Annotated in this window: 11 protein-coding genes; 7 read left to right on the forward strand and 4 right to left on the reverse strand. The window is 53.5% G+C overall.

Annotation, left to right across the window (positions count from 1 at the left end; translation table 11 throughout):
* Complete coding sequence (gene pdhR / locus J4614_RS06885; protein WP_000331771.1) at nucleotides 1-765, reverse strand: pyruvate dehydrogenase complex transcriptional repressor PdhR; 765 nt, start codon at nucleotides 763-765, stop codon at nucleotides 1-3.
* A gap of 562 nt (nucleotides 766-1327) precedes the next feature.
* Between pdhR and aroP the strand changes: the two genes are divergently transcribed.
* The 3 genes from aroP to J4614_RS06900 all read left to right on the forward strand — a co-directional run bounded on the left by aroP (nucleotide 1328) and on the right by J4614_RS06900 (nucleotide 5221).
* Nucleotides 1328-2701 (forward strand): aromatic amino acid transporter AroP, encoded by a 1374-nt coding sequence (gene aroP, locus J4614_RS06890; protein ID WP_000969487.1) that lies wholly within the window; start codon nucleotides 1328-1330, stop codon nucleotides 2699-2701.
* 163 nt (nucleotides 2702-2864) lie between these two features.
* Entirely contained in the window at nucleotides 2865-4271 is a 1407-nt protein-coding gene (locus tag J4614_RS06895; RefSeq protein WP_000357539.1) for an MFS transporter, read from the forward strand.
* Nucleotides 4271-5221, forward strand: coding sequence for a family 43 glycosylhydrolase (locus J4614_RS06900; protein ID WP_208293110.1), 951 nt, complete (start codon nucleotides 4271-4273; stop codon nucleotides 5219-5221). Before J4614_RS06895 ends, J4614_RS06900 begins: the two co-directional genes overlap by 1 nt.
* Before the next feature lie 91 nt (nucleotides 5222-5312).
* Here the strand turns inward: J4614_RS06900 and ampE are convergent, their stop codons facing one another.
* Together ampE and ampD are read right to left on the reverse strand one after the other, a co-directional pair.
* Nucleotides 5313-6167: a beta-lactamase regulator AmpE gene (gene ampE / locus J4614_RS06905; RefSeq protein WP_000172039.1), complete on the reverse strand. Its 855-nt coding sequence runs from the start codon at nucleotides 6165-6167 to the stop codon at nucleotides 5313-5315.
* The gene (ampD, locus tag J4614_RS06910) at nucleotides 6164-6727 is read right to left on the reverse strand and encodes a 1,6-anhydro-N-acetylmuramyl-L-alanine amidase AmpD (RefSeq protein ID WP_000936326.1); all 564 of its coding nucleotides are present in this window, start codon (nucleotides 6725-6727) and stop codon (nucleotides 6164-6166) included. Before ampD ends, ampE begins: the two co-directional genes overlap by 4 nt.
* Before the next feature lie 87 nt (nucleotides 6728-6814).
* On the opposite strand from ampD, the gene nadC reads away from it, so the two are divergent.
* The 4 genes from nadC (at nucleotide 6815) to hofC (ending at nucleotide 10954) form a co-directional block, all read left to right on the forward strand.
* On the forward strand, nucleotides 6815-7708 hold the full coding sequence (nadC, locus tag J4614_RS06915; RefSeq protein WP_001135136.1) for a carboxylating nicotinate-nucleotide diphosphorylase: 894 nt from the start codon (nucleotides 6815-6817) through the stop codon (nucleotides 7706-7708).
* 221 nt (nucleotides 7709-7929) lie between these two features.
* Nucleotides 7930-8367: a prepilin peptidase-dependent pilin gene (gene ppdD / locus J4614_RS06920; RefSeq protein ID WP_076934752.1), complete on the forward strand. Its 438-nt coding sequence runs from the start codon at nucleotides 7930-7932 to the stop codon at nucleotides 8365-8367.
* A 9-nt stretch (nucleotides 8368-8376) separates the two neighbouring features.
* Complete coding sequence (gene gspE, locus J4614_RS06925; protein WP_208293111.1) at nucleotides 8377-9762, forward strand: type II secretion system protein GspE; 1386 nt, start codon at nucleotides 8377-8379, stop codon at nucleotides 9760-9762.
* The gene (gene hofC / locus J4614_RS06930) at nucleotides 9752-10954 is read left to right on the forward strand and encodes a protein transport protein HofC (RefSeq protein ID WP_208293112.1); all 1203 of its coding nucleotides are present in this window, start codon (nucleotides 9752-9754) and stop codon (nucleotides 10952-10954) included. Before gspE ends, hofC begins: the two co-directional genes overlap by 11 nt.
* A 30-nt stretch (nucleotides 10955-10984) precedes the next feature.
* Here the strand turns inward: hofC and J4614_RS06935 are convergent, their stop codons facing one another.
* Nucleotides 10985-12028, reverse strand: coding sequence for a GMP reductase (locus J4614_RS06935; protein WP_001217361.1), 1044 nt, complete (start codon nucleotides 12026-12028; stop codon nucleotides 10985-10987).
* Nucleotides 12029-12140: the final 112 nt, after the last annotated feature.

Genomic DNA, 12140 nt, shown 5'->3' on the forward strand with positions numbered 1-12140 from the left:
CTAATTCTTGCGCTGCTCCAGACGGCGTAAGGCGCGTTCACGACGGCTCTCCTCACGGCTTCTGTCCAGCATAATCTCTTCGATAAACGCCAGATGGCGGTGTGACGCTTCACGCGCTTCTTCTGGTTTTCCGGCCATAATGGCTTCAAATATACGGGTGCGATGCGTACTCACCAGCGGCAGCATCTCCCGACGCGCATACAGCAATTCGAAGTTCTGCCGCACGTTTTGCGCCAGCATCGGCTCCATACACCTTAGCAGATGAAGCAATACCACGTTGTGCGCCGCTTCGGTGACGGCGATTTGATACTGGAGCACGGCTTCGGACTCGGCATCCAGATCGCCGGACTCTTGCGCCAGCTCAATAGCGTGGTGCAGCTCGCGAATACGGTCTTTATCTTCGTCGGTGCTGCGCAGCGCCGCGTAATAAGCCGCAATGCCTTCCAGCGCATGGCGCGTTTCGAGCAGGTCAAACTGGGATTCAGGGTGATCGGAGAGCAGTTCCACCAGCGGGTCGCTAAAGCTCTGCCACAGGCTGCTCTGCACGAAGGTTCCGCCGCCCTGGCGACGAAGCAACAATCCCTTCGCTTCGAGACGTTGAATCGCCTCGCGCAAGGAGGGACGGGAGACGTCGAACTGTTTTGCCAGTTCACGTTCCGGTGGGAGTTTTTCTCCGGGACGCAATGTTCCCTCAAGGATTAAAAACTCCAGCTGCTGCTCGATCACATCGGAGAGTTTTGGTTGGCGGATTTTGCTGTAGGCCATGATTTCCTGTCTTAAGCCATTTGCCCGGAGTCAATTGGTCTTACCAATTTCATGTCTGTGACGCTAAAGTAACAAAGTATTCACCTTCTGTCCATACAGGTTTTGATTGAAATCAGTAAAGGAGGCACATTTTAACAATTTTACAGAAATCATGTTTCAAAACTGTAACTGTGCACAAATGTTAAATTTACCCACCAGGAGGTAGATTTAACGTATTTGAAACGACAAAAAATCTCATCTGAACCGATTCAACAGCAGATTAAATGCATTTATATGCATAAATAATGAATAAAAATAAATTAACCTCTGCAAGGGAAAATAAAAGGAGGTATTTACAAGTGCTTTCTTTTTACGCAACTCGTCATCACCCCTGCACAAAGCAGGTGCATTCGCGGCCACATACCATTATTCTGATCAAGACGAAAGAGTTGAAGTGACATTTTAAAAAACGAGCTTGTAAATAAATCAATACAAAAAGCGGAATTGCAAACTTACACACGCACTACTGCATCGTTCAAAATAAGCGCGTTATGAATAAACCGCGCCCGATACACGAGGTTTTATAATGGACAGTCAGCAGCACGGCGAGCAGCTCAAGCGCGGCCTGAAAAACCGCCATATTCAGCTTATCGCATTGGGCGGCGCGATAGGGACAGGCTTGTTCCTGGGAAGCGCCTCCGTTATTCAGTCGGCGGGGCCAGGAATTATCCTGGGCTATGCGATTGCAGGCTTTATTGCCTTTCTGATTATGCGCCAGCTGGGAGAGATGGTAGTTGAAGAACCGGTCGCCGGCTCTTTTAGCCACTTCGCCTATAAATACTGGGGCGGCTTTGCCGGATTCGCTTCCGGCTGGAACTACTGGGTACTGTACGTATTAGTTGCCATGGCGGAACTGACCGCAGTGGGTAAATATATCCAGTTCTGGTATCCGGAGATCCCCACCTGGGCTTCTGCGGCAGCCTTCTTTGTGATTATTAACGCCATCAACCTGACCAACGTTAAAGTGTTCGGTGAGATGGAGTTTTGGTTCGCCATTATTAAAGTGATCGCCGTCATCGCTATGATTCTGTTCGGCGCGTGGTTACTCTTCAGCGATACCGCTGGTCCGCAAGCCACCGTGCGCAACCTGTGGGAACAGGGCGGCTTTCTGCCGCATGGCTGGACCGGGCTGGTGATGATGATGGCCATTATTATGTTTTCGTTCGGCGGACTGGAGCTGGTAGGGATCACCGCCGCTGAAGCCGATAACCCGGAACAGAGCATCCCCAAAGCCACCAATCAGGTTATCTATCGCATCCTGATTTTTTATATCGGCTCGCTGGCGGTTCTGCTTTCGCTGCTGCCATGGACGCGCGTCACCGCCGATACCAGCCCGTTTGTCCTTATCTTCCATGAGCTGGGCGATACGTTTGTCGCCAATGCGCTGAATATCGTGGTTCTCACCGCCGCGCTATCGGTTTATAACAGCTGCGTTTACTGCAACAGCCGTATGCTGTTCGGTCTGGCCCAGCAGGGAAATGCGCCGAAAGCGCTGCTGAACGTCGATAAACGCGGCGTGCCGGTGAGCTCCATTTTGGTTTCCGCCGTCGTGACGGCGTTGTGCGTGCTGCTCAACTACCTGGCCCCAGAGTCCGCATTCGGACTGCTGATGGCGCTGGTGGTCTCCGCGCTGGTCATTAACTGGGCGATGATTAGCCTTGCCCATATGATGTTCCGTCGCGCGAAACAGCAGCAGGGCGTGAAAACCCGCTTCCCGGCCCTGTTTTATCCGTTCGGCAACGTTCTCTGTCTGCTGTTTATGGCGGCGGTATTGATCATTATGCTGATGACGCCAGGTATGGCGATCTCCGTGTGGCTGATTCCGGTATGGCTGCTCATCCTGGGCGTCGGCTACCTGTGTAAAGAAAAAACGGCAAAAACGGTGAAAGCCCACTGATCGTGGCATTACTTTTCCGCCCTCCCCGTCCGGGGAGGGTGTTATCTGCCTCACAGTTTCCCACGTATAACCATTTTATCCATATCAGCGGCGTGATCCTGCTACGCAAATAAAAGCTCGCAGGCGAATAATTACCGCCATCATCTGATGGGGAGAAGTCTCAATGGATAAGGGCAGACTTTCGGTAAGAGAGAAAATCGGGTATGGCATGGGCGACGCCGGATGTAACATTATTTTTGGCGCTATCATGCTGTTTGTTAATTATTTTTATACGGATATTTTTGGTCTTGCCCCGGCGTTAGTCGGTGTTTTACTCCTTTCAGTACGCGTTATCGATGCCGTTACCGATCCGGTGATGGGCGCGCTTGCCGATCGTACCCAAAGTAAATATGGTCGTTTCCGCCCCTGGCTACTGTGGATTGCATTTCCCTACGCGCTGTTCAGCGTTCTGATGTTTACGACGCCGGACTGGGGCTATAACAGCAAAGTTGTCTATGCTTTCGTCACCTATTTTCTGCTTTCTGTGACCTACACCGCCATCAATATTCCCTATTGCTCACTGGGCGGCGTGATCACCAACGATCCAAAAGAGCGCGTGGCCTGTCAGGCTTATCGCTTCGTGTTAGTCGGCATCGCGACGCTGTTGCTATCGTTAACGCTATTGCCGATGGTGGACTGGTTTGGCGGCGGCGACAAAGCCAAAGGCTATCAGTTGGCGATGACCGTGCTGGCGATTATCGGCATGGGTATGTTTCTGTTCTGCTTTGCCAGCGTCCGCGAACGCGTTCGCCCTGCCGTTCCGACGCACGATGATATGAAGAATGATTTCAAAGACGTGTGGAAAAACGATCAATGGGTACGCATTCTGCTATTGACCTTATGTAACGTCTGCCCGGGGTTTATCCGTATGGCGGCGACCATGTATTACGTCACCTGGGTGATGGGACAAAGCACCCATTTCGCTACGCTTTTTATTAGCCTTGGCGTGGTCGGTATGATGATCGGCAGTATGCTGGCAAAAGTCTTAACCGATCGCTGGTGTAAATTGAAGGTATTTTTCTGGACCAATATCGCGCTGGCGATTTTCTCCTGCGCGTTCTATTTCTTTGATCCGAAAGCTACCGTGATGATAGTGGCGCTCTACTTCCTGCTCAATATTCTGCATCAGATCCCTTCCCCGTTGCACTGGTCGCTGATGGCGGATGTCGATGATTACGGTGAATGGAAAACCGGCAAACGCATTACCGGTATTAGCTTCTCCGGTAATCTGTTCTTCCTGAAACTGGGCCTGGCGATTGCCGGGGCGATGGTCGGCTTTTTGCTCTCCTGGTACGGTTATGACGCCAGCGCCAAAGCGCAAAGCGCCTCGGCGATGAACGGTATTATGCTGTTGTTTACCGTTATCCCCGGCGTTGGCTATCTGATTACCGCAGGCGTGGTACGTCTGCTGAAAGTTGACCGTGAACTGATGAAAAAAATCCAGGACGATTTGGAAAAACGTCGCACTAATTACCGCGAATTGAGTGAGTTGCAGGAGCTCAAAGCCGCTGAAAGCGTAAGGAAAGCCTGATGGCAAACTGGCCAAACCCGTTTATTGAACAACGTGCCGATCCGTTTATTTTACGCGACGGCAGCGATTACTACTTTATTGCCTCCGTACCGGAATATGACAGGCTGGAAATCCGCCGGGCTGATTCGCTGGAAGGGTTGCGCGCCGCTGACCCCGTTGTCGTCTGGCGCAAACCGGAAAGTGGCCCGATGAGCCAGCTCATCTGGGCACCGGAAATGCACCGCATCAACGGTAAGTGGTACATCTATTTTGCCGCTACCCATACTCAAGCGCTTGATAAACTGGGAATGTTCCAGCACCGCATGTTTGCCCTGGAGTGCGCCGATGCCGACCCACTCACCGGCAAGTGGACGGAGAAAGGTCAAATTAAAACGCCGTTTGATACCTTCGCCCTCGATGCCACCACTTTTTATCATCAGGGAAAGCAGTGGTATCTGTGGGCGCAAAAAGCGCCGGATATTGCCGGTAACTCAAATATTTATCTGGCTGAACTGGAAAATCCGTGGACGATTAAAGGCGAGCCGGTAAAACTCAGTAAGCCAGAGTACGACTGGGAATGCCGGGGTTTTTGGGTTAACGAAGGTCCGGCCGTCGTGGTGCATGGCGACAAGCTGTTTATCAGCTATTCGGCCAGCGCCACCGATGAAAACTACTGTATGGGGTTACTGTGGATTAACGTAAACGACGATCCGCGCGATCCGGCCAACTGGCATAAATCACCGCGCCCGGTCTTTACCACCAGCTATGAAAATCGCCAGTATGGGCCGGGACACAACAGCTTTACGCAAACGCCGGAAGGTGAAGATGTACTGGTGTACCACGCGAGAAATTACACCGAAATTGAAGGCGATCCGTTGTACGATCCCAACCGCCATACGCGTCTGAAACGGGTGCGCTGGGACGAAAACGGGATGCCTGATTTTGGCGTACCGCCAGCCGATACGATCTAAGCCGTTGCACTGCCCGGTGGCGCTAACGCTTACCGGGCCTACAGATTTTTCCATTGTAGGCCGCATAAGCGTTAGCGCCATCGGCACAACGCTACACTAATGCCCCATAAATGGTGAGCAACGCAATAATCACCACCACCACAAACGAGGCCTTCTTCGCCATCGACACCGCCGCTTTGGGGGTTTCTACCTTGTCAGTATGCGGTTCGCGCGCCAGTGAGAACTGCGCCAGACGTGTGAGCACCTGATATTGCGAAGTATGCAGATCCGCCAGCGAGGCAAACCAGGCCGGCAACGCTTTCTCGCCATGCCCCAGTAATGCATACACTACGCCCGCCAGACGTACCGGAATCCAGTCCAGCACATGAAGAATAGCGTCAATGCCGGATTGCAAACGTTGGTGCGGCGTTTGATAGCGCGCCAGCCAGGTCTGCCAGGCCCGTAAAAACGCATAGCCCACCAGCGTTACCGGCCCCCATGGACCGCCAACGATAAACCAAAATAGCGGTGCGAGGTAAAAACGGAAATTTATCCATAACAACGCATTTTGCAGCTCACGCAAAAATTCACGCTCATTACAATCCGGCGGCACGCCGTGAATCAGCGTAAGCTCGCTGGCCATCGCCTCGCAAGGATGCGGATCGTTGCGGGACGCCGCTTTCAGCCAGGCGTGATAATGTACTCGCACTTTGCCCGCGCCGATACACAGCACGCCCAGGAGAATCCACACCACCAGCGTCGGCACGTTAAATAGCAGCCCTTTTAACGCCTGGAGCAGTAGAAAAGTCACCACCATCGCGATCGCCGTCATTCCCATCGTGCGCAACATCGAAAAATGCGTAATCCGACGGAATAGCGCCTCCAGCCGATGATCGAGCTGCCAGTGCTCGCCCAGCTTAAACAGGCGCTCGACAATCAGCACCAGTAATGTCGTAAACAGCGTCATGTCATCTCCTTGTGCGACGAGAGGGCTACCAAAGCGCGAAAACGCGGCCAGTCAAAGGCAGGGCCAGGGTCCGTTTTGCGGTCAGGCGCAATGTTGCAATGTCCGGTCATATTGTCGGCGATCGCCGGATAGCAAGCGATAAGCGTGCGCGTCACGGCGGCTAGCTGCTGATACTGCGCATCGGTATAAGCCAGCGTATCCGTCCCCTCCAGCTCAATACCAATGGAGAAATCATTACAACGTTCCCGCCCCTGATAGTTTGACACGCCCGCATGCCACGCACGCTTATCAAAAGGCACATACTGGACGATTTCACCGTCGCGACGAATCAGACAATGGGCCGAAACACGAAGATGAGCGATTTCTGCAAAAAAAGGATGGGCGTCTGGATCTATCGTTCCGGTGAATAATGCATCGATCCACGGACCGCCAAACTCGCCGGGGGGCAGGCTAATATTATGCACCACCAGCAAGGACGGTTTTTCGTCATCCGGACGGCAATCATAATGCGGAGAAGGGACGCGTCGCGCCTCTACCAACCAACCCTTATCTGGCAACATGCAGAGTCTCCTTTTGAGTGGTGCTTATAGCTGCTTCAGAGTAGCATGTTTCTACCTTATGATTCGTTAGCAATTTGGAGTTTTATCATGCCGCCTCGCCGTTATAACCCAGACGACCGACGTGACGCGCTACTGGAACGCATTAATCTCGATATCCCTGCCGCCGTTGCTCAGGCGCTGCGTGAAGATTTAGGTGGAGAAGTCGATGCTGGCAACGATATCACCGCGCAACTTTTGCCGGCAGATACGCAAGCCCATGCCACGGTGATCACTCGTGAAGACGGCGTTTTCTGCGGCAAGCGCTGGGTTGAAGAGGTCTTCATCCAACTGGCGGGCGATGATGTGCGCCTCACCTGGCATGTCGATGACGGCGACGCCATTCACGCCAACCAAACAGTGTTTGAACTGAACGGCCCCGCTCGCGTATTGCTGACCGGCGAGCGCACGGCGCTAAACTTTGTCCAGACCCTTTCCGGCGTCGCCAGTGAAGTACGCCGCTACGTTGGACTGCTGGCTGGCACCCAAACCCAGTTGCTCGACACGCGTAAAACGCTGCCGGGTCTGCGCACCGCGCTCAAATATGCAGTTTTATGCGGCGGCGGCGCCAATCATCGTCTGGGCCTCACTGACGCGTTCCTGATTAAAGAAAACCATATCATCGCCTCCGGTTCTGTTCGTCAGGCGGTGGAAAAAGCGTTCTGGCTCCATCCGGACGTGCCGGTAGAAGTCGAGGTCGAAAATCTGGATGAACTGGACGATGCGCTGAAAGCAGGCGCGGATATTATCATGCTGGATAATTTCAACACCGACCAGATGCGCGAGGCGGTGAAACGCGTCAACGGCCAGGCGCGGCTGGAAGTATCCGGCAACGTCACCGCGGAAACCTTACGCGAATTTGCTGAAACCGGGGTGGATTTCATCTCCGTTGGCGCGCTGACCAAGCACGTACGCGCGCTCGATCTCTCCATGCGTTTTCGCTGATCCTCTCCACCCGATGGCGCTGCGCCGTCGGGTCTATAAATCACCTGTCCGTAGATCCGCGTCGTGATTCGGTAAAATATTCGTAGCGCCTCGCAATAACGTTGCCGTGTCATGTAACGCAGCGAAAATCTTCAGAATCCGCCTTCCCGTTTTACCTTTTGCCGCTCGCCCGCTCTTCCCGCGTTTGCCACAGTAGCGCCAGCTAACTCAAGGAGCGAACAATGGAAAAACAACGCGGTTTCACGCTTATCGAACTGATGGTCGTTATTGGCATCATCGCCATTTTAAGCGCCATTGGCATTCCGGCTTACCAGAACTATCTGCGTAAAGCGGCGCTGACGGATATGTTGCAAACGTTTGTCCCCTACCGTACCGCCGTCGAACTCTGCGCTCTGGAACATGGTGGGACGAGCACATGCGATGCGGGCGTCAACGGTATCCCCTCGCCCATCATCACCCGTTATGTTTCGGGCATGAGCGTGGAAAAAGGCGTCATCACGCTTACCGGCCAGGAGAGTCTGAGCGGGCTTAGCGTCATCATGACGCCCGCCTGGGACAATGCTAACGGCATTACCGGCTGGACGCGTAACTGCAATATTCAAAGCGACAGCGCGTTACAACAGGCTTGTGAAGATGTCTTCCGTTTTGACGCCAACTAAGGAGACAAGATGAAAGACGCTCAGCTCAACACCTTGTGTCAACGTCATCAGGCTGTACTGATCAATAGCGCCAGCAACAGTATCACTGTTGCGGTGGTCGACGCGCCCTCTCATGCGTTACTGGACGCTCTGCATTTCGCCACGCAAAAACAGATTGATATTGTGTGCTGGACTCGCCAGCAAATGGAAAATCATCGGCATAAGCCGGATCAGGCACCCTCGGCAAACGCCGCGAAAGGCGGAGAAACCGCGGCCCAGCTTCTCAATCAGACATTACGCTCGGCGATGGCGAAACGCGCCTCTGATATCCATCTCGAACCAGGCGCCAGCCGCTACCGGATAAGGCTCCGCATCGATGGCGTTCTTCATATTCTGCAGGACATCGCCAAAGAGATGGGGCTTGCGCTGACGGCCAGATTGAAAGTCCTGGGAAATTTGGACATCGCTGAACATCGGCTGCCGCAGGACGGGCAATTTACCGTTGACCTGGCGGGCAACAGCATCTCTTTTCGTATCGCCACGCTTCCCTGTAAAGAAGGCGAAAAAGTCGTCTTACGGTTGTTGCATCAGGTTGAACAAACGCTGGATCTGGACACGCTGGGCATGTACGGGGCACAACTTACCGCTTTTAGACAAGCCCTACAGCAACCTCAGGGGCTGGTACTGGTGACTGGCCCCACCGGTAGCGGAAAAACGGTCACGCTATACAGCGCGCTACAAACCCGGAATACGCCGGGTATCAACCTCTGTAGCGTTGAGGATCCAATAGAAATTCCACTGGATGGGATTAACCAGACGCAGATCCATCCCCGCGCCGGGCTCACCTTTCAAAATGTGCTGCGCGCGCTTTTACGCCAGGACCCTGACATCATCATGGTAGGTGAAATTCGTGACGGCGACACCGCAGAAATCGCCATTAAGGCGGCACAAACGGGCCATCTGGTACTTTCAACGCTCCATACGAACTCCACCAGTGAAACGCTGATACGTTTGCAGCAAATGGGCGTAGCACGCTGGATGATCTCATCGGCGCTTACGCTGGTGGTAGCGCAACGCCTGGTAAGGAAGCTTTGCCCGCACTGCAAACAGCGCCTGAACGATCCCGTAGTGCTATCGCCCAATCTTTGGCCCAGCGCGCTACCGCGCTGGCAGGCAAACGGCTGTCAGCATTGCTACCACGGCTTTTATGGCCGAACCGCGTTATTCGAAGTGTTAACCGTTACCCCGGCATTACGTCAGTTAATTGCGAGCGGCGCATCGGCGCAAGCACTGGAAGCCCACCTCCAACAGACCGGTACAGGGACGCTTTTTGAAAATGGCTGTCGCGCCGTTGAACAAGGCATGACGTCCTTTGAAGAGATACTGCGCGTTCTGGGAATGCCCCATGAGCGTTAAACAGCTCTGGCGCTGGCAAGGCGTTAACGATAAAGGTCAACTGGAACAAGACGTTGTATGGGCGAACAATCGTCTGGCGCTGATCATCACCCTGCAACATCAGCGCATTATGCCGCTTCGCATCAAGCGCATGGGCGTTAACGCCGCACTGTGGAAAGAAGAGCAAAGCGCTGAAATTATTCATCAGTTGGCCACGCTCATTCATGCCGGGCTGACGCTTTCTGAAGGGCTGGAACTCCTTGCGCAACAGCATCCACACCGACAATGGCAAGCGCTGTTGCGCACGCTGGCTCACGAGCTTGAACAGGGCGTCCCTTTTTCCAGCGCATTAGTCTCCTGGCCGCAGGTATTTCCGCCGCTCTACCAGACGATGATCCGCACCGGAGAACTGACCGGCAAACTGGCCGAATGCTGCTTTGAACTGGCCCGTCAGCAAAAAGCGCAACGGCAGATTACGGTTAGCGTGAAAAAGGCGCTGCGCTATCCCGCCATTATTCTGACAATGGCCGCCCTGGTCGTTTTCGCCATGCTGCACTTTGTTCTGCCGGAATTTGCCGCCATTTACCGTAGCTTCAATACCCCGCTCCCTCTTCTGACGCGCGGTATTATCGCGATAGCGCAATGGGGGTCGACATGGGGTTGGCTCATCTTGTTCCTGACGATGCTCATTGCTATCGCTCACCGCAGGGTAAAACAAAAACCGTCCTGGCAAGCGCAGCGGCAACGACTTCTGCTACGGCTTCCCGTTATGGGTCGCCTGATAAGAGGCCAGAAACTAGCGCAAATATTCACCGTACTGGCATTAACCCAAAGCGCAGGCATTCCTTTTCTTCAGGGACTGGAAAGCGCTATCGAGAGTCTCGGCTGCCCTTACTGGTCACAGCGTTTAATGCAGGTACATCAGGAGATCGCCGCGGGCAATCCGGTCTGGTTGGCGCTAAAAAATACCCAGGAATTTAGTCCGCTATGCCTGCAACTGGTCAGAACGGGCGAAGCGTCCGGTTCACTCGATATCATGCTGCATAACCTTGCCCGTCACCACAGTGAAACTACGCTGGCGCTGGCCGATAATCTGGCGTCGCTGTTGGAACCGGCGTTATTGATCATCACCGGTTTAATTATCGGTACGCTGGTGGTGGCGATGTATTTGCCGATTTTTCATCTGGGAGACGCGATGAGCGGGATGGGATAAGGCTGGCGCACATTTACGCCAGCCAGAATATTAGAGGCTATTGAAAATGCGGTTTTCTTGTTCCTGCACCCGAATAAAGGTGGTGCGTTTGGTCAACTCTTTCAGGCGAGACGCGCCGACATAAGTGCAGGCTGAGCGTAGACCGCCCAGGATATCGCGGGCAGTATTGCCCACCGGCCCACGCAGCGGCAATTTAACCGTTTTACCTTCTGCCGCGCGGTATTTCGCAACGCCGCCGACATGACGGTTCATCGCAGATTCCGAACTCATGCCGTAGAACAGCATAAATTTCTCGCCGTTCTCTTCTACCACGCTGCCGCCGCTCTCTTCGTGACCCGCCAGCATGCCGCCCAACATAACGAAATCCGCGCCGCCGCCAAAGGCTTTTGCTACGTCGCCTGGCATGGTGCAGCCGCCATCGCTGACGATCATACCGCCCAGGCCATGCGCCGCGTCAGCACATTCGATAACCGCCGACAGTTGCGGATAACCAACGCCGGTTTTTACACGCGTCGTGCATACGGAGCCGGGACCAATTCCCACTTTCACGATATCGGCGCCGGAGAGGATAAGCTCTTCGCACATCTCACCCGTTACCACATTGCCTGCGCAGATTGTTTTTGTCGGCCATGCTTCACGTGCTTTCGCGACGAACTGCACAAAATGTTCTGAATAGCCATTGGCCACATCAATACAGACAAAGTTCAGCGCAGGATTCAGCGCCAGAATCTGCACGGTTTTTTCGAAATCAGCATCAGAGGTCCCGGTGGAAACCATCACATGCTTCAGAACATCAGCCGAAGCCTTGTTGATAAAAGCTGCCCACTCTTCAACGGTATAATGTTTATGTACAGCAGTCAGAATATCAAACCCGGCCAATGCTTGCGCCATTTCAAACGTCCCGACGGTATCCATATTGGCCGCGATAATCGGTACGCCAGACCAGGTCTGACCTGAGTGTTTAAAGGTGAATTGACGTTCCAGTTCGACATCGGAACGGCTTTTGAGGGTAGAACGTTTAGGACGGATAAGAACGTCTTTGAAACCTAACTTCAGATCTTCTTCAATACGCATGTGCGGATTCCTGGGGTTAATGGCGAAAAATCGAAACTCACAACTCCAGTGACGCTATCATACGCACTAATCATGGCCGTACAAGACTGCGAAATTCTCTTTTTTTACGTTA

Origin of the sequence: Salmonella sp. 32031103-2018-00083-FB-01-SM-01 (assembly GCF_017571995.1) — a bacterium.
GTDB lineage: Bacteria > Pseudomonadota > Gammaproteobacteria > Enterobacterales > Enterobacteriaceae > Salmonella > Salmonella enterica.